Source organism: Marinobacterium sp. xm-d-564, from assembly GCF_013283345.1.
In the GTDB taxonomy this organism is placed as follows: domain Bacteria; phylum Pseudomonadota; class Gammaproteobacteria; order Pseudomonadales; family Balneatricaceae; genus Marinobacterium_E.
In genome coordinates this window covers 32264-57634 of the sequence record NZ_WBYO01000005.1, presented here as the reverse complement: position 1 = coordinate 57634, position 25371 = coordinate 32264, and the positions used below count along the sequence as shown (strand labels likewise).

The 25371-nt window shown below is 49.6% G+C and carries 29 protein-coding genes; 19 read left to right on the top strand and 10 right to left on the bottom strand.

Going from position 1 to position 25371, the window contains the following annotated elements; genetic code table 11:
- Positions 1 to 57: 57 nt before the first annotated feature.
- From metK to XMD564_RS06905, 9 genes are all read left to right on the top strand, one after another.
- A complete protein-coding gene (gene metK / locus XMD564_RS06945) occupies positions 58 to 1248 on the top strand; it encodes a methionine adenosyltransferase (RefSeq protein WP_173508036.1) in 1191 nt (396 codons plus the stop codon).
- 118 nt (positions 1249 to 1366) lie between these two features.
- A complete protein-coding gene (locus tag XMD564_RS06940) occupies positions 1367 to 2098 on the top strand; it encodes a 16S rRNA (uracil(1498)-N(3))-methyltransferase (protein WP_173488988.1) in 732 nt (243 codons plus the stop codon).
- 12 nt (positions 2099 to 2110) lie between these two features.
- Positions 2111 to 3064 carry a glutathione synthase gene (gene gshB / locus XMD564_RS06935; protein WP_173488987.1) on the top strand — a complete coding sequence of 318 codons (954 nt, stop codon included), beginning with the start codon at positions 2111 to 2113 and terminating at the stop codon, positions 3062 to 3064.
- Positions 3061 to 4011, top strand: a complete 951-nt coding sequence (locus tag XMD564_RS06930) for an energy transducer TonB (protein ID WP_173495553.1) — start codon at positions 3061 to 3063, stop codon at positions 4009 to 4011. The genes gshB and XMD564_RS06930 overlap by 4 nt, the downstream gene beginning before the upstream one ends.
- Positions 4012 to 4076: 65 nt before the next feature.
- Positions 4077 to 4640, top strand: a complete 564-nt coding sequence (locus XMD564_RS06925) for a YqgE/AlgH family protein (RefSeq protein ID WP_173480076.1) — start codon at positions 4077 to 4079, stop codon at positions 4638 to 4640.
- A 10-nt stretch (positions 4641 to 4650) separates the two neighbouring features.
- Positions 4651 to 5118: a Holliday junction resolvase RuvX gene (gene ruvX, locus XMD564_RS06920; RefSeq protein WP_173482791.1), complete on the top strand. Its 468-nt coding sequence runs from the start codon at positions 4651 to 4653 to the stop codon at positions 5116 to 5118.
- Positions 5108 to 5620, top strand: coding sequence for a bifunctional pyr operon transcriptional regulator/uracil phosphoribosyltransferase PyrR (gene pyrR, locus XMD564_RS06915; RefSeq protein WP_173508035.1), 513 nt, complete (start codon positions 5108 to 5110; stop codon positions 5618 to 5620). The genes ruvX and pyrR overlap by 11 nt, the downstream gene beginning before the upstream one ends.
- 12 nt (positions 5621 to 5632) lie before the next feature.
- Positions 5633 to 6637: an aspartate carbamoyltransferase catalytic subunit gene (locus tag XMD564_RS06910; protein WP_173480073.1), complete on the top strand. Its 1005-nt coding sequence runs from the start codon at positions 5633 to 5635 to the stop codon at positions 6635 to 6637.
- A 3-nt stretch (positions 6638 to 6640) separates the two neighbouring features.
- A complete protein-coding gene (locus XMD564_RS06905; RefSeq protein WP_173480072.1) occupies positions 6641 to 7918 on the top strand; it encodes a dihydroorotase in 1278 nt (425 codons plus the stop codon).
- A 61-nt stretch (positions 7919 to 7979) separates the two neighbouring features.
- Here the strand turns inward: XMD564_RS06905 and XMD564_RS06900 are convergent, their stop codons facing one another.
- Together XMD564_RS06900 and XMD564_RS06895 are read right to left on the bottom strand one after the other, a co-directional pair.
- Entirely contained in the window at positions 7980 to 9113 is a 1134-nt protein-coding gene (locus tag XMD564_RS06900; RefSeq protein WP_173480071.1) for a PilT/PilU family type 4a pilus ATPase, read from the bottom strand.
- A 12-nt stretch (positions 9114 to 9125) separates the two neighbouring features.
- A complete protein-coding gene (locus XMD564_RS06895) occupies positions 9126 to 10160 on the bottom strand; it encodes a type IV pilus twitching motility protein PilT (protein WP_173480727.1) in 1035 nt (344 codons plus the stop codon).
- Between the two features lie 55 nt (positions 10161 to 10215).
- Between XMD564_RS06895 and XMD564_RS06890 the strand changes: the two genes are divergently transcribed.
- The 8 genes from XMD564_RS06890 (at position 10216) to hemW (ending at position 16362) form a co-directional block, all read left to right on the top strand.
- The gene (locus tag XMD564_RS06890; RefSeq protein ID WP_173508034.1) at positions 10216 to 10908 is read left to right on the top strand and encodes a YggS family pyridoxal phosphate-dependent enzyme; all 693 of its coding nucleotides are present in this window, start codon (positions 10216 to 10218) and stop codon (positions 10906 to 10908) included.
- Positions 10909 to 10924: 16 nt separating this feature from the next.
- The gene (gene proC, locus XMD564_RS06885; protein WP_173488983.1) at positions 10925 to 11749 is read left to right on the top strand and encodes a pyrroline-5-carboxylate reductase; all 825 of its coding nucleotides are present in this window, start codon (positions 10925 to 10927) and stop codon (positions 11747 to 11749) included.
- Between the two features lie 60 nt (positions 11750 to 11809).
- Positions 11810 to 12355, top strand: coding sequence for a YggT family protein (locus XMD564_RS06880; protein ID WP_173480068.1), 546 nt, complete (start codon positions 11810 to 11812; stop codon positions 12353 to 12355).
- A gap of 65 nt (positions 12356 to 12420) precedes the next feature.
- Positions 12421 to 13587, top strand: coding sequence for a homoserine O-acetyltransferase (locus XMD564_RS06875; protein ID WP_173480067.1), 1167 nt, complete (start codon positions 12421 to 12423; stop codon positions 13585 to 13587).
- Positions 13577 to 14167, top strand: coding sequence for a methionine biosynthesis protein MetW (metW, locus tag XMD564_RS06870; RefSeq protein ID WP_173480066.1), 591 nt, complete (start codon positions 13577 to 13579; stop codon positions 14165 to 14167). Before XMD564_RS06875 ends, metW begins: the two co-directional genes overlap by 11 nt.
- 6 nt (positions 14168 to 14173) lie before the next feature.
- Complete coding sequence (locus XMD564_RS06865; RefSeq protein WP_173480065.1) at positions 14174 to 14611, top strand: DUF4426 domain-containing protein; 438 nt, start codon at positions 14174 to 14176, stop codon at positions 14609 to 14611.
- A 2-nt stretch (positions 14612 to 14613) separates the two neighbouring features.
- Positions 14614 to 15216 (top strand): XTP/dITP diphosphatase, encoded by a 603-nt coding sequence (locus tag XMD564_RS06860; RefSeq protein WP_173508033.1) that lies wholly within the window; start codon positions 14614 to 14616, stop codon positions 15214 to 15216.
- Complete coding sequence (hemW, locus tag XMD564_RS06855; RefSeq protein WP_173508032.1) at positions 15217 to 16362, top strand: radical SAM family heme chaperone HemW; 1146 nt, start codon at positions 15217 to 15219, stop codon at positions 16360 to 16362.
- On the opposite strand, the gene XMD564_RS06850 is transcribed toward hemW, so the two are convergent.
- From XMD564_RS06850 to XMD564_RS11575, 6 genes are read right to left on the bottom strand one after another with little or no spacing between them, the layout of a single operon-like run.
- Positions 16352 to 17068: an HAD family hydrolase gene (locus XMD564_RS06850; RefSeq protein WP_173480062.1), complete on the bottom strand. Its 717-nt coding sequence runs from the start codon at positions 17066 to 17068 to the stop codon at positions 16352 to 16354. The two genes, hemW and XMD564_RS06850, sit on opposite strands and share 11 nt — an antisense overlap.
- Entirely contained in the window at positions 17055 to 17963 is a 909-nt protein-coding gene (gene xerC / locus XMD564_RS06845) for a tyrosine recombinase XerC (protein ID WP_173508031.1), read from the bottom strand. The genes XMD564_RS06850 and xerC overlap by 14 nt, the downstream gene beginning before the upstream one ends.
- 1 nt (position 17964) lies before the next feature.
- The gene (locus XMD564_RS06840) at positions 17965 to 18636 is read right to left on the bottom strand and encodes a DUF484 family protein (protein ID WP_173482796.1); all 672 of its coding nucleotides are present in this window, start codon (positions 18634 to 18636) and stop codon (positions 17965 to 17967) included.
- Positions 18633 to 19466, bottom strand: a complete 834-nt coding sequence (gene dapF, locus XMD564_RS06835) for a diaminopimelate epimerase (RefSeq protein WP_173508030.1) — start codon at positions 19464 to 19466, stop codon at positions 18633 to 18635. Before dapF ends, XMD564_RS06840 begins: the two co-directional genes overlap by 4 nt.
- Positions 19466 to 20722 (bottom strand): diaminopimelate decarboxylase, encoded by a 1257-nt coding sequence (gene lysA / locus XMD564_RS06830; protein ID WP_173480058.1) that lies wholly within the window; start codon positions 20720 to 20722, stop codon positions 19466 to 19468. Before lysA ends, dapF begins: the two co-directional genes overlap by 1 nt.
- 10 nt (positions 20723 to 20732) lie before the next feature.
- Positions 20733 to 20834 (bottom strand): lipoprotein, encoded by a 102-nt coding sequence (locus XMD564_RS11575; protein ID WP_371740260.1) that lies wholly within the window; start codon positions 20832 to 20834, stop codon positions 20733 to 20735.
- A 176-nt stretch (positions 20835 to 21010) separates the two neighbouring features.
- Between XMD564_RS11575 and cyaY the strand changes: the two genes are divergently transcribed.
- Entirely contained in the window at positions 21011 to 21337 is a 327-nt protein-coding gene (cyaY, locus tag XMD564_RS06820; protein ID WP_173508029.1) for an iron donor protein CyaY, read from the top strand.
- On the opposite strand, the gene waaA is transcribed toward cyaY, so the two are convergent.
- Positions 21334 to 22569 (bottom strand): lipid IV(A) 3-deoxy-D-manno-octulosonic acid transferase, encoded by a 1236-nt coding sequence (waaA, locus tag XMD564_RS06815; protein WP_173508028.1) that lies wholly within the window; start codon positions 22567 to 22569, stop codon positions 21334 to 21336. The genes cyaY and waaA overlap by 4 nt on opposite strands.
- Positions 22562 to 24313: a lipid A export permease/ATP-binding protein MsbA gene (msbA, locus tag XMD564_RS06810; RefSeq protein WP_371740256.1), complete on the bottom strand. Its 1752-nt coding sequence runs from the start codon at positions 24311 to 24313 to the stop codon at positions 22562 to 22564. Before msbA ends, waaA begins: the two co-directional genes overlap by 8 nt.
- 123 nt (positions 24314 to 24436) lie before the next feature.
- Between msbA and lpxL the strand changes: the two genes are divergently transcribed.
- On the top strand, positions 24437 to 25360 hold the full coding sequence (lpxL, locus tag XMD564_RS06805; RefSeq protein WP_173495556.1) for an LpxL/LpxP family Kdo(2)-lipid IV(A) lauroyl/palmitoleoyl acyltransferase: 924 nt from the start codon (positions 24437 to 24439) through the stop codon (positions 25358 to 25360).
- Positions 25361 to 25371 lie beyond the last annotated feature (11 nt).

The following is a 25371-nucleotide window of genomic DNA, read 5'->3' as shown; positions in this document are numbered from 1 at the left end:
CTGCCACATTTTGAGAGCTGTGCATGTGCGGCTCGACCTAACCCATAGGATTTACTCATGAGCGAATATTCGATTTTCACCTCTGAATCAGTTTCAGAAGGGCACCCAGATAAGATTGCCGATCAGATCTCTGATGCAGTTTTAGACGCGATTTTAAAAGAGGACAAGTACGCACGAGTGGCGTGTGAGACCATGGTGAAAACCGGGGTTGCGATTGTCTCTGGTGAGATCAGCACCACCTCTTGGATTGATCTTGAAGATCTTGTTCGTGACGTGATTAATGACATCGGCTACACCTCTTCAGATGTGGGTTACGATGGTGATACCTGTGGTGTGATCAACATCATCGGTAAACAGTCTGTGGATATCGCTCAGGGCGTCGATCGTGCAAAACCTGAAGATCAAGGCGCCGGTGACCAGGGTTTGATGTTCGGCTACGCGTCGAACGAAACCGATGTTCTAATGCCTGCTCCAATTACCTTTGCCCATCGTCTTGTAGAGCGCCAAGCAGAAGCCCGCAAATCAGGCTTGCTGCCTTGGTTGCGTCCAGACGCGAAATCTCAGGTGACTTGTCGTTACGAAAACGGTAAGCCGGTCGCGATTGATGCTGTTGTTCTTTCGACGCAACACAATCCAGATGTCACCCAGAAAGATCTTCAGGAAGCGGTTCAGGAGCTGATCATCAAGCATGTTCTGCCAGCTGATCTACTGCATGCTGGCACTAAGCTGCACATCAACCCAACCGGTAAATTTGTTATCGGTGGTCCCGTCGGTGACTGTGGTCTGACGGGTCGTAAGATCATTGTAGATACCTACGGCGGCATGGCACGTCACGGTGGTGGGGCGTTCTCTGGCAAGGATCCATCAAAAGTGGACCGTTCGGCGGCGTATGCAGGTCGCTATGTGGCTAAGAATATCGTCGCTGCAGGCCTTGCAGATCGTTGTGAGATTCAAGTCTCTTACGCGATTGGTGTTGCAGAACCGACCTCAGTTTCAATCAACACCTTCGGCACTGGCAAGATCTCGGATGAGAAGATCATCGAGTTGGTTCGCGAGACCTTTGATCTGCGCCCGTACGCAATCACAAACATGCTAGATCTACTGCACCCTATGTACCGCCAGACAGCGGCATACGGTCACTTTGGTCGTGATCCATTTGAGATGACCGTTGGTGATGACACCTTCACGGTCTTCCCATGGGAGAAGACCGATAAAGCAGACGCGTTAAAATCAGCTGCAGGCGTCTAATCGCCAACTAATAGTGGCTAAGGGTAGGCGAAAGCCTGCCCTTTTTTGTGTCTAAATCCAGCCTGACGCACCCTAATTGTCATGGCATAATCAGTGGCAGAGTAACCAGAGAATCAGTATGCGAATACCCCGTGTCTACCTAGACCTACCACTGAGCACCGGAACAGAAATTGAACTGCCAGAAGCCGCTCACAATCACCTAGTGAAAGTGTTGCGTATGAAGCAAGGGTTCAAACTCGTACTATTCAATGGTGATGGTTTTGACTATCAGGCCGAGCTATCGAGCGTGGCAAAGCGTGAATCCAGTGTGCGGATCATTGCGGCCGACCCGAATGATCGCGAATCCCCGATCGACATTCATATTGGGCAGGGACTTTCGCGCGGTGAACGCATGGACTATGCCGTGCAAAAAGCGACAGAGTTGGGAGTACAAAGCCTGACCCCCCTTTTCACGGATCGTTCCGAGGTCAAACTAACAGCCGATCGCCAAGAGAAGCGATCCGCTCACTGGCAGCAGATCGCGATCAGCGCCAGCGAACAGAGTTTTCGGGCTAAGCCGATGAGCGTTAGCGCTCCAATGTCACTGACAGAGTGGATCGAACAGTGTGATGCCGAATTAAAACTGATTCTTCACCCACACCTTGAGCTCACATCGCTGAACAGTGAGCCAAGACCCTCCAGCGTGGCACTGCTGATTGGACCGGAAGGTGGTTTAGAAGAGAGCGAAGTCGAGTTGGCACTGCAAAAAGGATTTAAGCCCTGGTTACTGGGCAGTCGAATATTACGCACAGAGACCGCCCCCGTCGCAGCGGCATCGGTACTAAATTACCTCTGGGGCGACTTCTCATAAAAGGAACGAGAGATGAGCATTAAACTGGGCATCGTCATGGACCCTATTGACGACATCAACTACAAAAAAGACAGCTCTTTGGCGATGCTTTGGGCAGCGCAGCAGAAAGGGTGGGAGCTGTTCTATATGGAGCAGTCCGATCTCTACTCAAGAGATGGGGATGTTCGTGCTCGTATGGCACCGATTAGCGTCGATATGAACCCGAACAAGTGGTTCGAACGTGAAGCCTACCAAGATCTATCGCTAACAGAGCTCGATGTCATATTGATGCGAAAAGACCCACCTTTCGACAACGAATTCATCTACACCACCCATCTTTTGGCGGTTGCTGAAGCTGCCGGTGTACTTATCGTAAACCGCACTCAGAGCCTGCGCGATTTCAACGAAAAGCTATTTGCTACGCACTTCCCGCAATGCTGCCCGCCGGTACTGGTCAGTCGTTCAGAGGAGCGATTAAAAGCCTTTCATGCTGAGCATAAGGACGTCATCTTTAAACCTTTAGATGGTATGGGTGGCAGCTCTATCTACCGCATCAAAGAGGATGGTTTGAACCTAGGGGTGGTGATAGAGACGCTGACAAAATTTGGCCAAGAGACCATTATGGCGCAGCGCTACATCCCTGAGATTGTCGAGGGTGATAAACGCATATTGATGATCAATGGCGAGCCTATCGACTATGCACTGGCACGCATTCCCAGTCAGGGAGAGACTCGCGGTAATCTAGCCGCAGGGGGGCGAGGCGAAGGCCGCCCACTGAGCGAACGTGATCGTTGGATTGCTGCACAGGTGGGGCCAAAACTGCGCGAAGCAGGGCTTCTATTTGTCGGCTTGGATGTGATTGGTGACTACCTAACAGAGATCAATGTCACCAGCCCGACCTGTATTCGTGAACTCAATGATCAGTTCGGTTTGGACATCGGCATGCAGTTAATGGATTGCATAGAGGAGCAACTCGCTCAGCAATGAACTTAGCTGCCTCGCCAAAACCGGTCAATCGATCAGCTGCATGGTGTGCAGATGCCGATGAGCGTCTGCGCTTTATGCTGGTATTGGCACTGGCTCTGCACGCACTGATCATACTTTTGGTCGGATTTGATGCACTGAAAACAGAGCAATCATCTAAAACACTTGAGATCACCTTTGCGATAAATCAGGATCCACAGGCCCCTATCGATCCAGCCTATTTAGCCCAGCATCATCAATTAGGTCAGGGCGATTCACAAACGAACCAAGAGGCGAGTGTTGTTGAGCCTGCGCTGTTCAGGTCTGACAAGATCAACCAACTCTCGGCACAGATCAGTGCACAATCCGGAACGGGCTTAGCTCCTTCGAATGATGAGGGCGTCAACGATAGTACTCTACAGGCGAAATCGGGGACGAATGAGCTGTTAGCAGCCAACACCCAAGCGCTGCTTAAAGCCAATCAACAGACTGATTCCATTCAGACCACCGCCTCGAATCCCTTAGCAGGCGACTCAACGGCTCTGTTTAAAGCGTCAGAGGAGATCGCCTCTTTGGAAGCGCGCTTAAAAGATGAGCAGCGAAAATTAGAGAGTCGCTCACGCACGGGGCGTGTCACTTCGCTTTCGACCTTGGCCAAAGCTGATGCACTCTATCTAGAGCGCTGGCGTCAGAAAATCGAAACGATAGGTAATCTCAACTACCCTATCGAAGCGCGACGCAAGGGCATTGAAGGCAGTCTGCAGATGCTAGTCACTTTAGCCGCTGATGGGAGCGTCAAGCAGTTAGAGATCCTCAAAAGTTCTGGCTACTCAATACTGGATGATGCCGCCGTTCGGACAGTTAGGAGCGCTTCACCCTTCGAGCCCTTCCCTAATGAGATGCGCCAGCGGCTGGACCGACTGGAGATCATTCGCACTTGGAAATTTGAGAAAAATACCCAAGTGTACTGATATCGAAACATTTTCAGCTTACACTGAGGGTGTAAAAAGATTCGACGTTGTTAAAGGAGAAAGAGATGAGTAATGCCAACCTACTCAAGCACCACTTCTTGATGTCTATGCCCAGTCTGGAGAGTGACTACTTTAGCAACAGCCTCATCTATCTTTGTGAGCACAATGAAGAGGGTGCCATGGGGATTGTGGTCAATAAGCCGCATGAGATTCCTATGGATGAGATCCTTGATCAGCTCGATCTCCCTGAAAACTCTCCCTTGAACTATCAGCCTGTTTACCAAGGCGGACCGGTCTCTGAAGAGCATGGGTTTATTCTGCACAGACAGGGCGAGCAAGCTTGGAAATCCTCACTACACCTACCCGAGCAACTGACGTTAACCACATCCCTTGATGTTCTAGAGGCCATTTCGCGTGGCGAGGGGCCTGAAGACTATCTGTTCGCTTTAGGTTATGCGGGCTGGGGACCGGGGCAGCTCGATGAAGAGATGTGTCAGAACCTATGGTTAAGCTCACCCGCAAATTTAGATATACTGTTCGATGTTGAACCCGAATTTAGACTCTCATCCGCAGCGTCTACTCTGGGTGTCGACCTAAACCTAATCTCCGCACAGGCGGGGCACGCATAATTAAGGTCCAATGACTGAGTTAACTGAGAGCGCACTGGGATTCGATTTTGGCTTACGCAGAATTGGTGTTGCCTTTGGTCAGTCATTAACAGCCACCGCCCAACCTCTAAATCCAATTGCTGCAAAAGATGGCATCCCCGATTGGAGTTTAGTCGATAAAATGATTGCTGAATGGCAGCCAAAGACGATCGTTGTGGGACTGCCATTGAACATGGATGGCACTATCAGTGATATGGCGCGACGAGCGAGAAAATTCGCCAACCGCCTGCATGAACGATCTAAAATACCCTGCTTTCTTTTTGATGAACGATTAACATCTCAAGAGGCTAAATCGATTCATCTTGAGAATGGCGGATCAGCCGATTTCGGTGCAGAATCTGTCGACGGTATCGCCGCTCAATTGATGTTAGAAGGTTGGTTTCTTCAAGAACAGCGCATACCAAGCCATGCAAGGCTTGAGGACTATTATGACCAGTAAAACTTTGGACGCTGAACAGCTCCTAACAAGAATGTGTGACAGCACACAGCAGTTAATCGAGACACGCGGCTTAGATAAACCGTACATCATTGGCATTCATAGTGGCGGTGTTTGGTTGGCTGAACGTCTTCACCAACACCTGGGGATTCAGGATGAGATGGGGGTGCTGGACATCTCCTTCTATCGTGACGATTTCACTCGCGTTGGATTGAACCCTAAAGTAGGGGTTTCAAAGCTGCCAAGCGCAACCGAAGATCGCAACATTATCTTGGTTGACGACGTGTTAATGAGTGGTCGCACAGCTAGAGCCGCGCTCAATGAACTGTTCGATTTTGGTCGTCCAGCCTCTGTGACACTGGTCACCCTGATTGACCTACAACGCCGCGAACTGCCGATTCAAGCTGATGTCATCGGTGGAACCCTGACGTTATCAAGCGATCAACAGGTAAAGCTAACAGGCCCATCTCCCCTTGAACTGACCATCAGTCAGCGTAGCAAATAATAGGAAGCGAACATGTTTAACTTTCCTGACCCAACTCAAGCGCAGCTAACCGAAGATGGCCAGCTAAAGCACTTTTTAGATATCGAGGGGCTGCCAGAGTCACTGCTATTAGAGCTGCTAGATACGGCTGACTCTTTTGTGGATATGAGTGAGCAGCAGGTTAAAAAGGTGCCGCTTCTTCGGGGTAAAACCGTGGCCAACCTCTTTTTTGAGAACAGTACACGTACATTGTCGACCTTTGAGCTAGCCGCTAAGCGCCTATCGGCTGACGTTCTGAATTTAAACATCAGCACCAGCTCCACAAAAAAAGGGGAGACGCTAAAAGACACCTTGATGACCTTGGAAGCGATGCATTCGGATATGTTTGTCGTTCGCCACTCGGATAGCGGTGCGGCTCACTTCATTGCCAGCCAGGTCACACCCAACGTCGCCATCATCAATGCCGGTGACGGTCGTCACGCACACCCGACCCAAGCGATGCTGGATATGATGACTATTCGTCGCCATAAAGGTGGCTTTAAGCATCTAAAAGTCGCGATCGTCGGCGATATACTTCATTCGCGTGTAGCTCGCTCACAGATTCATGCCTTAAGGATTCTCGGTGTACCCGAGATTCGTCTGATCGCACCTCGTACACTGCTACCGCGTAATGTCGAGATGCTTGGGGTCAAAGTTTTTACCGACATGGCACAGGGTCTTCGTGATGCCGATGTCGTCATCATGCTTCGTCTGCAAAAAGAGCGTATGACCTCCGCTCTGTTACCGAGCGAGTCTGAGTTCTTCAAACTCTATGGCCTATCAGAGGAGAAGCTCGCCTTTGCACACCCTGAGGCGATCGTTATGCACCCAGGGCCGATTAACCGAGGCGTTGAAATCGCGTCCTCCGTAGCTGACGGACCTAAATCGGTGATACTGAATCAGGTCACCAACGGCATTGCCGTTAGGATGGCCGTTATGTCGATGGCGATGAGTGGCCAGGTTGCGGAGAGAGCAAAAAAATTAGAGGCAGGAGAGTAAACAGTGCAGATTAAAATTGCCGGCGGGCGCATTATCGACCCTGCACAAAATATAGATCGAATTGATGACCTCTACATTGTCAAAGGACGCATCGCCGCCATAGGAGAGGCGCCAGAGGGCTTCTCTGCTGACGAAGAGTTTGATGCTGAAGGACAGATCGTCTGCCCCGGTCTCATCGATCTATGTACCCATCTGCGTGAACCAGGTTTAACGCAAAAAGGGACTATCGCATCCGAGACTGCCGCTGCCGCTGCTGGCGGCATTACCACACTGGTAGCCTCACCTAACACCAAACCGGTCGTAGACAGCACAGCGGTTGCTGAACTGGTACAAGATCGTGCAACCGATGCCGGTATGGCACGAGTGCTACCGCTAGGAGCGCTGACACAGTCAATGCAAGGCGAGCAGCTTGCGCCACTGCATGCACTGGCGAGCTCAGGCTGTATCGGTTTCACTAACGGTCGTCACCCGATCGATAGCTCGCGTGTAATGCTAAGAGCGCTTGAATACGCGGCCACACATGACCTGTTGGTAGTGTTTCAAGCGGAAGATCGAGCACTGGCTGCCGAGGGTTGTATGCACGAAGGCACCACCGCCACTCGTCTTGGCTTGAACGGCATTCCTTCCGCTGCTGAAACCATAGAGGTATCACGCTGCTTGATTCTGATTGAAGAGACCGGTGTAAGGGCTCACTTCGGCCAGCTTTCCTGTGCTCAGTCAGTTCTATTAATTCAGAGTGCCCGTGAACGAGGTCTCAATGTGACCGCTGATGTGGCGATTCACAACCTGCTTCTGACAGATGAGGAGGTTAATGGTTTTAACAGCCTATTCCATGTCATCCCACCGCTGCGTTCGCAGCTGGATCGTGCGGGACTGCGTCAAGGCTTAGTCACCGACACACTGGATGCCATCTGTTCCGATCATCAGCCTCAGGATGCTATTTCAAAAGAAGCACCTTTCGCGGCGACTGAACCAGGCATTAGTGGACTTGAAACACTATTACCGCTGAGCCTAATGTTGGTAGAGCAGCAGTTGATCGCCCTGCCTCAGCTGATTGAAAAATTGACAGCGGGTCCTGCGAAAGTGCTAGGCATCGAAGCCGGCTCTCTCGAAGTCGGGGCTGATGCAGATGTGTGTGTCTTTGATCCAGAAGCGACCTGGACGGTCAACAGTGAAACGCTCAAATCTCGTGGTAAGAATACCCCGTTCATCAACACTGAACTGAAAGGCCGTGTGACACTGACTCTACTCAATGGTCAGCCAGTACATCGCTTAAGTTAATAGTCTGAAAACGAAAAGACCCAGCCGATGCTGGGTCTTTTTTTGCCTATTTATGGACCAATCAGTGATTCAGAGTATCGTCTGAATCTTGAAGAGTAAATGACGGTAGATCCTCACCTTCTTGCTTACCCCCCTCATCACTGAGTTTGATCATCAAACGCAGATCATTTGACGAGTCAGCAAAGGACAGTGCCACTTCGTAAGTGATGACACCCTCTTTGTAGAGCGCAAACAGTGCCTGATCGAAGGTCTGCATGCCAAGATTGCTCGATTTCTTGATGACATCTTTAATCTCGTGCACCTCACCTTTGCGAATCAGATCCTGAATCAGCGGCGTGTTGATTAGCACTTCAATGGCCGCTCTTCGCCCCTTACCATCCGCAGTGGGCAGCAGTTGCTGCGCGACAATCGCTTTCAAGTTAAGTGATAGATCCATCCAGATCTGATTATGATGCTCAGGGCCAAAGAACGAGATGATACGGTCAAGGGCTTGGTTCGCATTGTTAGCATGAAGCGTTGCCAAACAGAGGTGGCCGGTCTCAGCGAATGCCAGAGCGTACGCCATGGTTTCAGCCGAGCGGATTTCACCCATCAAGATGACATCTGGTGCCTGACGTAAGGTGTTTTTCAGTGCTACTTCAAACGACTCAGTATCAAGCCCCACTTCACGTTGAGTCACGATCGACTTTTTATGATGGTGAATGTACTCAATGGGGTCTTCAACCGTAATGATATGCCCCGCAGCATGCTCATTACGGTAATCAATCATTGATGCCAGAGAGGTCGATTTACCGGTAGAGGTACCACCGACAAATAGGATCAAACCACGCTTAGTCATCGAGAGATCTTTAAGCACCTCAGGAAGTTTGAGCTCCTCCATAGTCGGTATGTGGTTAGCTATAGAACGCAGCACCATTCCCGGCGTGTTTCGTTGCACATAGGCGCTAACACGAAAACGACCGATACCGTTCACACTCAGTGCAAAGTTACACTCATTGGTTGCTTCAAATTCGGCCAGCTGCTTGTCACTCATCGTACTGTAAACCAGTGCACGTGATTGTGATGAGTTGAGCGACTCACGTGTCAGTGGCTTGATCGTGCCGTCCACCTTGATAGAAGGGGGTGCACCCGCAGTGATGAACAGATCTGAACCACCGCGTTCAGTCATTACTTTTAATAGCTGTGTAAAATCCACGGGTTACCTCACTTAAAATATCGAAGGGTCTTTAGCGCGAGCAGCCGCTTGCTCTGGCGTGATAAAGCCTTTTTGAACCAGCTCTAAAAGGGCCTGATCCAAGGTCTTCATACCCACCTGGGAACCCGTCTGAATGGCTGAATACATCTGAGCCACTTTATCTTCCCGAATCAGGTTACGTATGGCAGATGTCCCGATCATGATCTCGTGAGCTGCGACTCGACCGCCGCCTGTCTTCTTCAAAAGGGCTTGAGAGATAACGCCCTGCAGCGATTCAGAGAGCATTGAACGGACCATATCTTTCTCTGCGGCTGGAAAGACATCGATGATACGGTCAATGGTTTTCGCTGCCGAGGTGGTATGAAGAGTGCCGAAAACTAAGTGTCCAGTCTCTGCTGCAGTCAACGCAAGACGAATGGTCTCTAGGTCACGCATCTCACCCACTAGGATGACATCGGGGTCTTCACGCAGCGCCGAACGCAGTGCCGCATCAAATCCAAGGGTATCTCGATGCACCTCACGCTGGTTAATCAGACACTTTTTACTCTCGTGTACAAATTCGATGGGATCCTCAATCGTCAATATATGCTCAGATCGAGAGTCATTGATGTAATCGATCATCGCTGCCAGCGTGGTCGACTTACCGGAACCGGTTGGTCCTGTCACTAGAACCAGCCCTTTTGGCTGGTCGGAGAGCTGCTGGAAGACCTTACCCATACCAAGATCGTCCATAGTAAGCACTTTACTGGGGATGGTACGAAATACCGCTGCCGCTCCGCGGTTTTGAACAAAACCATTAACACGAAAACGCGCCAGCTGAGGTACTTCAAAGGAGAAATCGACTTCTAACTTCTCTTCGTACTCTTTACGCTGCTTGTCATTCATAATGTCATACAGCAACCCATGGACCTGTTTATGATCCATCGATGGCAGTTTGATGCGACGCACATCACCGTCGACACGGATCAACGGCGGCATACCCGCCGTAATGTGCAGATCGGATGCTCCTTGCTGTACAGCAAAGGCTAAAAGTTCGGTAATATCCATAATTGAGTTCACCCTAGCGGAAACGACCGCATCAACCTCATGAGTAGTGACACATATGACTAGCATAGCAGAGAGCCTGAAAAAGGTGAGATCCGAGATAGAAAAAGCCTGCGCTGAGTCAAACCGTTCTGAAAAAGAGGTATGCCTACTAGCCGTCAGTAAGACCCGCAGTGTGGATGAGGTCGTCGAACTGGCTCGCTTAGGGCAACGTGCTTTCGGTGAAAATTATCTGCAAGAGGCGCTGGATAAAATATCGTCTCTTGAGCCCCTTAATCTCGAATGGCACTTTATTGGCCCCATTCAATCCAACAAAACGAAGCCAATCGCAGAGCAATTTGCCTGGGTCCATAGTGTCGATAGACTGAAAATCGCACAACGTCTGTCAGCACAACGGCCTTACTATGCCGAGGACTTAAACATCTGCTTGCAGGTTAATATTAGCTGTGAAGAGAGCAAATCTGGCTGCTTTCCAGATGAAGCGCTCGAGCTCGCCAAACAGATTGCCGAACTCCCCAAAATAAACTTGCGTGGTTTAATGGCTATACCAGAAGCGACTGAGGATGTTGAACTACAAAAAGAGCGTTTTTGTCAGGTGAGAACTCTGTTTGAAGAGATCAAACAAACGATACCCAGTCTGGATACCCTATCAATGGGCATGTCGGGTGATCTGGATGCCGCCATTGAAGAGGGCGCAACCATCGTTCGTATTGGTACGGCTCTATTCGGCCCACGCAACTACAACAAATAATTTTTAGGAGAAGAGTGTGGCACAGCCATCTATCGCATTTATTGGTACAGGCAACATGGCCGGTGCAATCCTTGAGGGCTTAATTGCAACGGGATACCCCGTCGACAAGCTATGGGCCACACGTCGCCAGCTCGATAAGTTAGCAAGCTTTGCTGAGCGTGGCGTTCACACAACGACCGATAACCATCTCGCGATTAACGCTTCGGAAATTGTTGTAATCTCCGTTAAGCCGCAGATGATGCGCGATACACTGACTGAGTTAGCACCCACACTGAAACAGCGTAAACCGCTGTTAATCTCTGTGGCAGCAGGCATTAGCTGCGACTCTTTGGAGCGTTGGGCCGGCGGTGAACTGGCCGTGATTCGTTCAATGCCGAACACGCCATCTCTACTCAAATTAGGCGCCAGCGGCCTGTTTGCCAACCCTAGAGTGAGTGATGAGCAGAAAGCTCAAGCCTCTTCAATTGCAGAAGCGGTCGGCATTGCTACCTGGTGTGATACTGAAGAGGGCATCGATCAGGTAACTGCCGTTTCGGGGTCAGGCCCTGCTTACTTCTTCCTAATGATGGAGAAGATGATTGAAGCGGCACAAGCGCTCGGCATGAGTCCTGAAGCGGCGCGTCAACTAACCATTCAAACCGCCAAAGGGGCTGCAGAGATGGCCGCTCAAACTGGGATTGAACCGGCCCAGTTGCGAAAAAATGTCACCTCCCCAGGCGGTACCACTGAGCAAGCGATTAACAGCTTCGAACAGGATCAACTGGGCGAGGTTGTGTTACGAGCAATGACCGCCTGCAAGAACCGTGCAGCAGAGATGAGTGAGCAACTCGGTAAAGACTAATGGCTGCAAAACAGCTACTCTTAAACACTTGTCATCATTAAGCGAACTATAGGATTGAACATGGCTGGCGATACACTGACATTAATCATTCGAACGATTGGTGAAGTTTTTGCATTTATTCTGCTTCTGCGTTTTTTACTGCAGGCGAGTGGCGCTGACTATTACAATCCGATCTCTCAATCGGTGGTTCGCTTTACCCAAGTTCCTTTGGCTCCACTGCAGAAACTGGTTCCAAGAATTGGGCGTTTAGACATCTCCCCGTTGGTATTGGCCTTCGCAGTTAAAGTGGCTGTTGTTGTCGCGATTATCTTCTTTACACAGGGCAACATCCCCAACATGCTGGGTGCGGCACTGTTTGGCCTATTCGGGGTGCTTGACGGCATTCTCACCATCTATTTCTGGGCTGTTATTGGGTCAGTGATCCTCTCCTGGGTAGCCCCAAACAGCTACCACCCGGGTCCACAGCTCATTATGCAGATCACAGAGCCCGTGTTCTCTTTGGCGCGCAAAGTCATTCCACCTATCGGCGGTCTGGATCTATCACCGATTTTGATCTTTTTAGTGATTCAAATTCTACAATCTCAAATCACTCGTCTGGTCATGTAACTGAACCCGTGGTTTGCTAGAATTAAATACTGTTTCACGTACAGCATTGCACAGGAGATAGCCTAATGCCGGCTAGCTTGCCAACGGATTCCGTCGGTATCGTTACACCAGAATTGATTCACTTTGCCGAGCCTCTCTCTTTGGCTTCAGGCCGAGTGCTGCCTGAATACGATCTAATGGTTGAGACCTACGGGCAACTCAATGCAGATTGCTCAAATGCGGTTTTGATCTGCCATGCACTATCGGGTCACCACCATGCGGCGGGATATCATTCAGAGAGTGATAAATACCCTGGCTGGTGGGACAGTGCTATTGGTCCAGGTAAGCCGATCGACACGAATCGCTTTTTTGTTGTGTCGTTGAATAACCTTGGTGGCTGTCACGGCTCAACAGGGCCGACTTCCATCGATCCAAACACAGGAAAACCTTACGGACCAGACTTTCCTTTTGTAACCGTTCGAGACTGGGTCAACAGTCAGGTTCGACTTGCAGACCACTTCGGTATCCAACGTTGGGCAGCGATTGTGGGTGGCAGCTTGGGCGGTATGCAGGCGATGCAGTGGTCAATCGACTACCCTGAAAGACTGGGCCACGCATTAATCATCGCCTCTTCACCAAAGTTAACGGCACAGAATATCGCGTTCAATGAGGTGGCTAGACAGGCTATTTCGAAAGACCCTCAGTTCCACGAGGGACGCTATTACGATCACGAAACCCTTCCCAAAACAGGGCTCTCACTGGCTCGTATGATTGGCCACATCACCTATCTATCTGATGATGGCATGGCCGAGAAGTTTGGTCGTGAGATGCGCACGGGTGAGCTGAGTTTCGACTTAAATACTCAATTCCAAGTCGAAAGTTACCTTCGATACCAAGGTGAGAAGTTTTCGACGGCGTTCGATGCAAATACCTACCTGTTAATGACAAAAGCGCTGGATTACTTTGATCCCGCATCAGAGTATGGCGATGATCTTTCAAAGGCATTAAGCCAGGCTAGCTGTAAATTTCTCGTCGTCTCGTTTACAACAGACTGGCGCTTCTCTCCCGAGCGCTCGCGTGAGATTACCGATGCACTGGTCGCAGCCGATAAAGATGTCAGCTACGCAGAAATCGACTCTGATCACGGACACGACGCCTTCTTAATCGACAGCCCTCGATACATGGCTGTATTTAGAGCCTACATGAACCGTGTAGCCAATGAACTCAATCTAGGAGTCACCCATGAGAGCTGATTTAGAGATCATTGCAGACTGGATTCAACCCGAGGCGCGCGTCCTTGATATGGGTTGTGGTGACGGTGAACTGCTCGATTTTCTCTCCCAGCAAAAGCAGGTTGATGGCTTAGGTTTAGAGATCGATCATGACAATATCACTCACTGTATTGCGCGCGGTGTGAACGTCATTGAAAAAAACTTAGATGAAGGTCTTGCCAGCATAGACGACTCAAGCTTTGACAGCGTCGTTATGACGCAAGCGTTGCAGGTCATGCACCGTCCCGACTTGATCGTAGAGGAGATGTTGCGTATTGGTAATGAGGGGATCGTCACCTTCCCTAACTTTGCCCACTGGCGTGCGCGATTCTACTTGGCATTTCGCGGTAAGATGCCGGTCTCCAAGTTTCTCTCTTACAGCTGGTATGACACGCCAAACATTCACTTCTGTACCTTTAAAGATTTTGAAGCGCTCTGCATCGAGAGAAACATCCGAATCATTGAACGCACCGTAGTCGATAATGAGCACCGCCAGCGTTGGTGGCATAAGCTCTGGCCCAACATGATGGGTGAAATCGCGATCTACCGAATCACACGATAGAGGTTAATGATGCGTTCTTTAATGGTTCTATTACTCACTTCGCTATTTGCTCTGTCCGGTCATGCGGAACAGAAACAGATTGAGCGTGGTTATGAAGTGCACTATAACGCCTTCAACTCGAGTTTCGTTACCCCTGAAGTCGCCGCTGCAAATGGCATCCTGCGTAGTAAAGTGAGAGCTCTGGTCAATGTGGCTGTTTTCAAACTTGAGCAGAACGGTGACAAAACGGCTGTACGTGCCAATATAAAAGGCGAGGCGAGTAATTTGCTTCAACAGATTCAGACCATCGAATTCAAACCGATCATTGAAGGCGATGCAATCTACTACATTGGCGGGTTCCGCTTCAGCGAAGAGGAACGCATGACGATCGAGCTCGAGGTCACACCGGACCCTAACCAAGCTCCGATCAAGGTTAGCTTCAACCAAACCTTCTACACGGAGTAGGCATGAGCCAGCGGATTGTTTTAGCCAGCGGTAACCAGGGCAAACTCAAGGAGTTCTCAAAGATACTGGCCCCTTTGGATTTTGAGATCGTCTCCCAGGGAGACTTGGGTGTTGAAGATGCTGAAGAGACCGGTTTAAGTTTTGTCGAGAACGCGATCATCAAAGCCCGCAACGCCTGCGCTGCAACCGGCTTACCTGCCATTGCTGATGACTCAGGCCTTGAGGTGGATGCTCTCTCTGGAGCCCCTGGCATCTACTCTGCTCGTTTTGCAGGCCCAGGAGCCTCGGACCAACAGAATATAGATAAGCTTCTTCAAGAGCTTGGTGAGCTTGAAGCGGAGCAGCGCTCTGCACGATTTCGCTGTGTTCTGGTCTGTATGCGCCACCAGAATGATCCTACTCCACTGATCGCTGTGGGCAGCTGGGAAGGTAAGATTCTTGGTGCACCTGAAGGGGAGAATGGCTTTGGTTACGATCCTGTATTCTGGTCGCCTGAATATGACTGTGCTGCAGCACAACTGACCCCAGAGCAGAAAAAAGCCGTCAGCCATCGCGGCAAAGCCGTTGCACAGCTGACAGAACAGCTGGCTGCTTTCCTCGCCTAAATGGATGCCAAGCTACCACCGCTGTCACTCTATGTGCACGTGCCTTGGTGCATTCGAAAGTGTCCATATTGTGACTTCAATTCGCACCAAGTCAGAGATGAGATTCCTGAATCACTCTACTTGGACCGACTCATTTCAGAACTAAAAAACGAGCAACACCTAACGTCTGGTCGACCCATACATTCGATCTTCATCGGTGGCGGGACACCTAGCCTTCTAAAACCGGAAAGCTACGCCAGATTACTTGAGGCTGTTAAATCAAACTACAGCCTAGAACCAGACGCTGAAATTACTATGGAAGCAAACCCTGGGACTTTTGAACAAGAGAAGTTTGAAGGGTTTGCAGATGCGGGCATCAATCGGTTGTCGATCGGCGTGCAGAGCTTTGATGATGATCGACTGAGAGCTCTTGGCCGAATTCATACAGGCGGCGAAGCCATTAAAGCCATTCAATCAGCAACAAAACTGTTTCAACGGACCAATATCGATCTGATGCACGGACTACCCGGTCAAACCCCGGACGCTGCGTTGAATGATCTTGAGCAGGCTATCGCGTTTGAACCTGATCAAATCTCTTGGTATCAACTGACGATTGAGCCCAACACAGAGTTTGCAGCTAAACCGCCCTCTCTACCGATCGAGGAGTTCTTATGGGCTATTCAGGAGCAGGGCAGTGAACTGCTAAAACGTCATGGTTATGAGCAGTATGAGATTTCCGCCTTCGCACGACCAGGCGGTGAATCAAAACACAACCTCAACTACTGGCAGTTCGGTGACTACTTAGGTATTGGTGCCGGCGCACACGCTAAGATTTCCCGCTGGGAGCAAGGTCAGCTGCTGATTGAACGTATTCATAAACAGCGCCAACCCAAGGCTTACATAAATGCCATCGACCCAGTTGCAGGTAGAGAGATCATAGAATCCGAGGCTCTGCCCTTTGAGTTTATGCTCAACGCCTTGCGCCTGAAATCGGGCGTTGCCACAGAGCTTTTTGAGCAGAGCACTGGATGTTCGATTGAACGTATAGAACCTCTGCTATCAAAAGCTCGTCAACGTGGAATGCTAGTTGAAGACTTAACTAGAATTGCTCCAACCCAAGAGGGGCAGCTGTTTCTTAATGATCTTTTGGAGATGTTTATCGATTGAGATTGGCGACGATCTTAGGTATCTCACTAATCGTCTCAGCGTGCCAGTCAGCATCCACCTCAATGGCCCACTCCAGCCCTTCGGGGTTGACCCAGATGGTATGCATTCCCATCTCTTTTGCCGCCCGAATATCATTAATCGGGTGATCACCCACATGGACCACCTCATCCGCGTTGACCGAAGCAAACTCTAAAGCCTTCTCAAACATCAGAGGGTGGGGCTTCGCAGTACCCACCCCGTCGGCATTAAATTGAAAATCGAACCACTGCGCTAAGGGGGTTTTAGCCACCTCAGCATTACCGTTACTCAGTGCACCAATCAGCAACCCTTGATCTTTAAGTTGCTGCAACATATCGATCACCTGGTCGTAGGGCGTGACCGCGTGGCGATGATGTAAAAACAGATCAAAAGCTGCCGCCGCTTTTGATTCCGCCTCTTGTTGGGTAAGCCCCACTGAGACCATCCCCTCTTCAAGCAGACGTATACGCGTTTCTGTCATGCTGTGTGCAATTTCTGGATAACGCTCAAGTAGAGAGCGACGCAGTGCTGACCCTTCGGCAAGATCACTGAGTGAATATCGCTCTGTGTAAGCTGGAACCTCGCGTTCTAGCCACTCCCACAATAGATCGTTCGCTTTAATCACAACCGGGTGGACGGCCCATAAGGTATCGTCGAGATCGAAGGTGACACACTTAATTTTTTTCACGTCGTTTAGCCCTTGGGTGTGAGTTTTGATAGATCGATTTAAGTTGCTTGAAGTCTAGGTGCGTATAGATCTGAGTCGTACTGATATCAGCGTGACCTAATAGCTCTTGCACGGCACGAAGATCACCAGAACCAGCAAGCATCTCAGTCGCGAAGCTGTGACGCAGCCGGTGTGGATATAAATTTCCTGCGACACCCGACTGTTCACCAAGCTCTTTCAAACGTTTCTCGACGCTGCGGGATGAGAGACGCTTGCCTAGCTTCCCGACAAACAGGGCCTCTTCATTGTAATCAGCTAGCGCCAAGCGCTCCTTGAGCCAAAGCTGAATGGCCTGCAGAGCCGCACCGCCCACCGGAACTTGGCGCATTTTGCGCCCCTTACCCTCAACGATGACGGAGCCTGAACCTAAATCGATATCGCTTAGATTAATACCAACCAGTTCCGATACGCGCAGCCCACTGGAATAGAGCAGCTCCATCATGGCTAGATCACGAATCTTTAAGGGATCATCTTGGGGCGTGTCTAACACCTCATTCAAGGTCTCAGAACTCAGTGTTTGTGGAAGACGGCGAGGGGCTTTCGGCGCTTTAATGGCCAGAGCGGGATTATGTTCGCAGATCGATTGCTGATTCAGATATCGATAAAAGCTACGAAGCGCAGACAGCATTCGTTGCAACGATCGGCCCGACAGACCCTCAGAGTGCAGCTCGGCCACCGCGTAACGCAGAGGGCGCTCAGAGAGCTCGAGCCAACTGGTGAATTCAATCAGTTGTAGCGTCTCTCGAAAGCGTTGAAGATCGCGCTGATAGTTGAAGACTGTTTTATCGGATAGCTGACGCTCGACACGCATATGCTCGGTAAAGCGAAATTCTAAGTCGCTGTCCGAGCAACCCATGTTAGCCTCGAATATTCATCAAACGCGCAAGGATTCTGCTTAGAACTTCGCCGATATACGCCAAAAATAGCGTTCCTTGCGTAGACTGGAAGTAGTTGGCGTCGTATGAGCCAATCACCAGAAGACCTAAAGATTCGCCCTTCACTAGCGGTACCACAGCGCAAGATCCAACGGGCTTTTGAGGGTTTCGGAATAAGAATCGGGTCATCTGATCCGACAACTGTCCGCAGACCGGGCTTGATGAGTCGATCAACGGCTGAACAATTGACGTTTGACTGCGCGGCAACACTCTTAGTGAGTTAACGTCGAGCTCCGTATCCGAGAAGAGGATTAGCTCCACCTCATCGCCACTGAAGTCGCCACACAAGCTCTCTTCAAGTGCAATACTGACTTCATCAAAGCTGTCTGCCTCTAGCAGTGACAGAACCATCCGCTTGGTCTTACCGAATTGCCCGTCGTTATGACGCGCTGCTTCGATCATATCCGACAGGTGGATTTCGAGTGTATTGGCTTTTTCTCGCAGCATGCTGGTTTGACGTTCAACCAAGGAGACCGCCGAACCTCTCTGATGAGGTACCGTCAGCTTTTCAAGTAACCAGGTATGGTTCTCAAAAAAACTGGGATTCTGTGCAAGCCACTCTGCGACTTGGTTTTCATCTAGCGGTTGGCTCATAAGTAGATCTGCCCTTCGTAAACCGAACATACGGGACCAGTCATATTGACGGAGTGCCCTTCACCTAACCACTCAATCTCAAGATCACCACCAGGTAAGTGAACGGTAACTTTGCTATCGAGAAGGCCACGCAAACGACCTGACACGACGGCAGCACAAGCCCCAGTACCACACGCTTGAGTTTCACCTGCACCGCGCTCATAGACACGAAGATTCACCTCATTCTTAGAGATGACTTCCATAAATCCGATATTGGCACGGTTAGGGAAGACAGCATGAGATTCCAGCTCTGGCCCCCAGCTCTCAACCGGCGCGCTTTCAATGGAATCAACGACCAAGACAGCATGAGGGTTACCCATGGAGACAGCACCAAACTCAACAGTTTGACCTGAAGCCAGTTGGGTAGAGTAAGTCGTGCTCTTCTCTGTGAAGGTGGTAGGCACTTCGACCGGATCCAACTCTGGAGCACCCATATCAACTTCAACCAGATCGCGACCCACAATGTTCAACACCGCACGACCACGTGCTGTTTGCACCTTAATGGTATCTCGCAACACCAACCCTTTATCGCGAACAAATCGCGCAAAGCAGCGAGCGCCGTTGCCACAGTGCTCGACTTCACTGCCATCAGCATTAAAGATACGGTAACGAAAATCCATATCCGGATCGGATGGCGGTTCGACCAACAACATCTGATCAAAACCGACACCAAAATTACGATCCGAAAGTTGACGCACAAGGTCCGCGTTGACACGGACGCGTTGTGAGATGGCGTCAATGACCATAAAGTCATTGCCCAAGCCATGCATCTTAGTGAATCGCAGTAGCATCAGCCTTCCTCTGACAGCAATGATTCACCGCGCACAAGATCAGCAAACTGCTCACGCTCACGAACCACTTGGAAGCGCGCATCATCCACCATCACCTCAGCGGCACGGCCACGGGTGTTGTAGTTAGAAGCCATGACAAAGCCGTATGCGCCTGCCGAGCAGACTGCTAATAGATCACCTGGAGTCAGTGCCAACTTACGATCTTTGCCAAGGAAGTCGCCGGTTTCACAAATCGGGCCGACAAGATCCCAAACGGCCTCTTCCGCGGATGACTCTAGCTGAGCTGGAATAATCTCTTGGTAAGCGCTGTATAGCGACGGGCGAATCAGATCGTTCATTGCCGCATCGATAATGGCAAAGTTCTTCTCTTCATTACGCTTAAGGAACTCAACCTTGGTGAGTAGAATTCCCGCGTTCGCAGAGATCGAACGGCCCGGCTCAAACACTAACTTAAGCTGACGATCACCCAAACGATCAATGATGGCATCGATGTAATCTTTGGGCTCTGGTGGTGTCTCGTCGGTGTAACAAACCCCTAAGCCACCGCCAAGGTCGAGGTGTTCGATCAGGATACCCGCTTCCGCCAATCGATCGATCAATGCTAATAGGCGATCGAGCGCATCGAGGAAGGGATCGATTTCAGTCAACTGCGAACCGATGTGGCAATCAACGCCAACCACTTTAACGTTTGAAAGCTGAGCCGCTCGCTGATAAACCTCAAGCGCAGAATCAATGGCGATACCAAACTTGTTCTCTTTTAGGCCCGTTGAGATGTAAGGGTGCGTGCCCGCATCGACATCAGGATTCACACGGAATGAGACATCGGCCACCTTGCCTAACTCAGCAGCGACGGCATTAACACGTTCCAGCTCTGATTCAGACTCGATATTGAAACAGTGGATGCCAACTTCTAGCGCACGAGCGATCTCTGCAGCCTGCTTGCCAACACCAGAAAAGACCACTTTGGAAGGATCCGCACCCGCCAAAAGCACGCGCTCTAATTCACCCTGAGAGACAATATCAAAGCCTGCTCCCAACTTAGCCAATACGTTTAATACAGCTAGGTTGGAGTTAGATTTAACCGCAAAGCAGACCAATGCATCGCGCCCTGCTAACGCATCGGCATAAGCCAAATAGCCTCGTTCTAGGGCATCACGCGAGTAAACATAAGCGGGGGTGCCAACCGTATTAGCGATCTCTTCAACAGATACATCTTCCGCAAACAGTTGACCGTCGCGGTATTCAAAACTTTCCATTTTTTCTCTCTTAAGAGTTTGATTGCTGCGAAGTTTCAGCACCAGGCATAGACAATGGGCCCTTCTGACCGCATCCAACGAGTGCACAACAGAACACCAGTGCAAAGAACATTCGCATAATCCACTCCAATTACGACCAACCCTTTTTGTGTCGGGTTTTGATCAATAAAATTAAAGCCAGAGTATACCCTGATAATAGGCCTGTAGGCGACCACGAAAGGCCTATTTAGCACGGACAAAGCTGCGGAAATCAGTATAATGAAACCAATGTTTACAGGAGGTTAGACAATGAGTGATGCGATCTATTTAGAGCGTGTTGAAGAGACCCTCAACGCACTCGAAGAGTTATTAGACGATGCGGAATCCGATTTGGACTATGACAATAACGGCGCGATGATGACGATTAAGTGCACTGACCGAAGCCAAATTATCCTAACGCGCCAGCCTCCAGTGAAGCAGCTTTGGCTAGCAACCCGCACACAAGGTCTGCATTTTGATTACGATGAAGCTCAACAAGCTTGGGTTTTAGACTCGGATGGCTCGCTGCTACGAACTCATCTAATGGCTGCATTCGCCGATCAAACCGATGAACAACTCGACCTATCTGATATCTAAATTAATTTTTTCACTTGCTCATAGAGGCGCTCCAGAGCGCCTCTATTTTTTTCTACCACATTGATGCCCGCTTGAGACATTGCGTGGTTATCATTGCCAAGCAAAACCCTAATCTGCTCAGCCAATTCCTGTTCACATTGAACTTGCACCAATGCACCTTCACTTTTCAGCGTCGAGATAATCGAGCGGAAGTTATAATCACTTGGCCCCATGACAATTGGCAAACCAAGAGCGGCCGGCTCAAGCGGATTATGCCCACCCGTACCAGAGAAGCTTCCACCGACGAAGGCTAGATCCGCAGCTGAGTAGTAAGCAAACATCTCACCCAGCGAATCACCAATCCATATATCGATATTTCTATCGGCCGTAGATAGTGATCGCTTACTTACAAAATCAGAATAGCCTTTAGCCAACTGATAAACAGAGTCAAAACGCTCTGGATGGCGGGGTACGAGAATGAGTACCGGACGCTGATCTTGTGGAATGACACTCCAAGCATCCAACAAAATCTTATCCTCACCCTTATGGGTACTGGCAGCCACTAGCACTTTGCGGTCAAAAGCAGCTTTCCACGCTTTACCTATTTGAATCTGATCTTCAGGAAGATCGATATCGAATTTGATACTACCAGAAACCAGCAGTCGATCCTCTGGCATACCCAAGCTCTTAAACCTTTCTGCATCCGACTCATGTTGGGCTAGCAAAAGCGAAATTGAATTTAACGTATCCTTGGTCAACCCTGAAAAGCGCTTATACCCCTTGAATGACTTCTCAGATAGACGAGCATTTGCCAGAACGATGGGAATCTTCCGACTTGATGTAGCTGTCAAGAGATTCGGCCAAATCTCTGTCTCAACAATGAGCAGTAATTTTGGAGAGTGAGCTCCGAAAAACAGTGTAAAGAAGATCGGTAGATCCCATGGCAGGTAACGGTGCTCGACTCGCCCGCCAAAACGCTGTTTTACCTGTGCCGCTCCCGTTGGTGTGGTCGTTGTGAAAAGGACCGACTCACCCTGATCTAAAAGCCTCTCAACAAGCGGGCTAATCGCAATGGTTTCACCAACAGAAACCGCGTGAATCCAGATCGGTCTGCCTAGTGTTTTCTGCTGAATACCAAAACGTTCAATCAGACGCTGTCGATAGGCAGAGGCTTTTAAGCTACGAACTAACAGGCGAAAAACGAAGAGAGGCAGTAACAGTGTATAAAGCGCGGAATAGAGCAGCCTAGCCATCTAGCTGCTCACTAAACTGCATACGATGAAGCTGAGCATAATCCCCATCCAAAGCCAACAGCTCTGCATGAGTACCGCGCTCCACTATTTGCCCCTGATCCATTACAACGATCAGATCCGCTTTTTCAATGGTGGAGAGGCGATGGGCAATGATAAGCGTTGTCCGCCCCTTTACGACCTCATCGAGTGCTTCCTGGATGTGTCGTTCCGACTCTGTATCCAGTGCCGAGGTTGCCTCATCAAGAATCAAGATAGGTGCATTTTTCAAAATAGCGCGAGCGATCGCAATACGCTGACGCTGACCACCTGAGAGAAGCACGCCACCCTCGCCAATCTCAGTTTCAAGACCTTTGGGCAGTCGCTCAACAAACTCCATGACATGCGCAGCCTCTGCGGCCACTTTAATCTGTTCTGGAGTCGATGATGCAAGCGCACCATATGCAATATTGTCAGCGATCGTGCCGTTAAAAAGCACAACTTGCTGGTTAACTAACGCAATTTGTTCACGTAGCGACTCTAGCGTACAGGACTCAAGCGCTTGGCCATCCAGTAACAACTCACCACGCCAACCATCATTAAAACGCGGTAACAGACTGACCAGCGTCGATTTACCCGAGCCAGACTTACCAACCAACGCAACGGTCGTTCCTGCAGGAATATCCAAATTAATCTGCTTCAGCGCATCATCTTGAGTTCCGGGATAAGCAAAGCTTAAATCCGAGAATTTAAGATCACCAACCGCTCGACCAAGCTCAATCGATCCGGTGTCGACCTCAACCGGTTCATCCATTACCGCAAAAACACCTTCTGAGGCGGCAATACCGCGTTGAATCTTGGTATTCACATCGGTGAGCAATCGAAGGGGTTTAGTAATTAAGCCTGCAGCGGTAAGAAAGGCTACAAAACCACCTGTACTCATTCCTGACATGACATCTGGGTGCATCGCAATGAACATCAGTGCCGCTAAAGCTATCGCAACAAGCACTTGAACGATCGGGGTATTAATAGACTGGGTAACCACCAATTTCATGAACTGGCGTCGATTCAAATCACTCGCCTGAAAAAACCTCTGCTTTTCAAACTCTGAACCGCCAAACACCCTAACAACTTGGTAACCTTTAACGGCTTCAGATGCGGCATCAGTAATGTCCGCCACCGACTCCTGAATTTTGCGTGACTGTCTTCTCATACGCTTTGAAGCAATCATAACGACCACCCCGATTAGAGGTGCAGCAGCGACAAAAATCAGAGTGAGCTTCCAGTTTAGGTAAAGCATGTAGCCAAACAAGCCAATAACGGTCATCCCTTCTCGAAGTCCGACCTTAACAGCGTCAGTCACAGCTTCGGTCACCTGCTCAACGTTATAGGTCATCTTGGCCAAGATCTGGCCACTGGAGCTCGCAGAGTAGAATGCTGTGGGGAGTTTTTGTAAGGTATTGAAAAGATCGACTCTCAAACCATGAATCGTCTGTCTGGCGATATAGGCAATACAGTAAGAGCCGACAAAGGTCCCCAGACCTCTTCCTGCAAAAATAGCAACGACCATAGCTGCAAGTAGGTAGCGCTGATCAAATCTGCCAGACTCAACTGAATTAACGACCATCTCTAACCACTTTGCAGAAGCAGCCTGAGAGGCCCCATAAATCGCATAGCCAATGAAACTAAAGAGAAAGCCATGCCAATAAGGTTTTACATACCCTAGTAAGCGATGATAAAGATGCCAACTTGACTGAGTTTGACTCACAAAAATCCTTTAATGCTCTAATCGAACCTATTTTGAGCTAAGTATACCTCAGCAAACAGCATCCTGTGTTGATTGAGTATCAGTGCAGCATTAAACTCGTAATACAGCAACGACTAACAGTTTATGCCTAATAAAACAGTCCACTCAATTTACTCTCCAGCTTACTGGCCAACATGGTTAGGTTTAGGGCTATTACGTCTCGTTAATACCTTACCCTTTCAGACTCAGCTTGTTGTAGGAAAATGGCTCGGCCTAGCTCTTTTTTATTTAGCACCGAAGAGAAGGCATATCGTCTACATCAACCTCAAACTTTGCTTTCAAGAACTCGATGAGATCCAGCTCAAGAAGATGGTAAAACAGGTTTTCATTGAAAATGGCATCGGCATTATTGAGACAGCAATGGCCTGGTGGAGCCCTCGTGAAGGCTTTCGGCGTCGAGTAACTATTGAAGGCAAAGAGCACTTAGAAGAGGCTCTCTCAAAAGGCAAAGGCGTCATCCTATTGGGTGCTCACTTTTCCACCTTGGATTTAGGCGGGCTGCTTTTCTCACTGTTTTTTCCTCTACATACTATGTACCGTCCACACAACAACTTACTCATGGACAAGGTCATTACAAAGGGGCGTTTAAGGTCGATTGACTCCATGATTGATCGATCTGACTTTAGATCCGTATTGAAAGCACTTAAAAGAAATGAGATTGTTTGGTACGCACCTGATCAGGACTTCGGCCCGACCAACTCTGTCTTTGCACCCTTTTTTGGAGTGCCTGCAGCCACAGTCCCAGCAACCGCTCGATTGGCAAAAATGAGCAAATCTCCTGTGATCATGCTTTCACACCACCGCTCAATTGATGGGCAATACATCTTAAGAGTGCATCCACCGGTAGAACCCTTCCCCTTGGATGATGACGTTGCCTCTGCAACTCGTATAAACCAAGAGATCGAAAAAGGCATTCGCTATGAACCTACTCAATATATGTGGGTGCATAGACGATTTAAGACCCATCCACGTGGTAAAAACTTTATTTATCAGGCTGATTCGCAGTGAAAGTACTTCTA

Bases quoted from the DNA above. Each gene is read 5' to 3' on its own strand.
- XMD564_RS06910 (WP_173480073.1), top strand. From the start codon at position 5,633: ATGTTTAACTTTCCTGACCCAACTCAAGCGCAGCTAACCGAAGATGGC.
- XMD564_RS06860 (WP_173508033.1), top strand. From the start codon at position 14,614: ATGAGCCAGCGGATTGTTTTAGCCAGCGGTAACCAGGGCAAACTCAAG.
- XMD564_RS06840 (WP_173482796.1), bottom strand. From the start codon at position 18,636: ATGAGCCAACCGCTAGATGAAAACCAAGTCGCAGAGTGGCTTGCACAG.
- cyaY (WP_173508029.1), top strand. From the start codon at position 21,011: ATGAGTGATGCGATCTATTTAGAGCGTGTTGAAGAGACCCTCAACGCA.
- XMD564_RS06875 (WP_173480067.1), top strand. From the start codon at position 12,421: ATGCCGGCTAGCTTGCCAACGGATTCCGTCGGTATCGTTACACCAGAA.
- dapF (WP_173508030.1), bottom strand. From the start codon at position 19,466: ATGCTACTGCGATTCACTAAGATGCATGGCTTGGGCAATGACTTTATG.
- XMD564_RS11575 (WP_371740260.1), bottom strand. From the start codon at position 20,834: ATGTTCTTTGCACTGGTGTTCTGTTGTGCACTCGTTGGATGCGGTCAG.
- waaA (WP_173508028.1), bottom strand. From the start codon at position 22,569: ATGGCTAGGCTGCTCTATTCCGCGCTTTATACACTGTTACTGCCTCTC.
- XMD564_RS06925 (WP_173480076.1), top strand. From the start codon at position 4,077: ATGAGTAATGCCAACCTACTCAAGCACCACTTCTTGATGTCTATGCCC.
- XMD564_RS06930 (WP_173495553.1), top strand. From the start codon at position 3,061: ATGAACTTAGCTGCCTCGCCAAAACCGGTCAATCGATCAGCTGCATGG.
- pyrR (WP_173508035.1), top strand. From the start codon at position 5,108: ATGACCAGTAAAACTTTGGACGCTGAACAGCTCCTAACAAGAATGTGT.
- XMD564_RS06880 (WP_173480068.1), top strand. From the start codon at position 11,810: ATGGCTGGCGATACACTGACATTAATCATTCGAACGATTGGTGAAGTT.
- XMD564_RS06940 (WP_173488988.1), top strand. From the start codon at position 1,367: ATGCGAATACCCCGTGTCTACCTAGACCTACCACTGAGCACCGGAACA.
- XMD564_RS06890 (WP_173508034.1), top strand. From the start codon at position 10,216: ATGACTAGCATAGCAGAGAGCCTGAAAAAGGTGAGATCCGAGATAGAA.
- lysA (WP_173480058.1), bottom strand. From the start codon at position 20,722: ATGGAAAGTTTTGAATACCGCGACGGTCAACTGTTTGCGGAAGATGTA.
- hemW (WP_173508032.1), top strand. From the start codon at position 15,217: ATGGATGCCAAGCTACCACCGCTGTCACTCTATGTGCACGTGCCTTGG.
- XMD564_RS06865 (WP_173480065.1), top strand. From the start codon at position 14,174: ATGATGCGTTCTTTAATGGTTCTATTACTCACTTCGCTATTTGCTCTG.
- ruvX (WP_173482791.1), top strand. From the start codon at position 4,651: ATGACTGAGTTAACTGAGAGCGCACTGGGATTCGATTTTGGCTTACGC.
- metK (WP_173508036.1), top strand. From the start codon at position 58: ATGAGCGAATATTCGATTTTCACCTCTGAATCAGTTTCAGAAGGGCAC.
- lpxL (WP_173495556.1), top strand. From the start codon at position 24,437: ATGCCTAATAAAACAGTCCACTCAATTTACTCTCCAGCTTACTGGCCA.
- metW (WP_173480066.1), top strand. From the start codon at position 13,577: ATGAGAGCTGATTTAGAGATCATTGCAGACTGGATTCAACCCGAGGCG.
- gshB (WP_173488987.1), top strand. From the start codon at position 2,111: ATGAGCATTAAACTGGGCATCGTCATGGACCCTATTGACGACATCAAC.
- XMD564_RS06895 (WP_173480727.1), bottom strand. From the start codon at position 10,160: ATGGATATTACCGAACTTTTAGCCTTTGCTGTACAGCAAGGAGCATCC.
- xerC (WP_173508031.1), bottom strand. From the start codon at position 17,963: ATGGGTTGCTCGGACAGCGACTTAGAATTTCGCTTTACCGAGCATATG.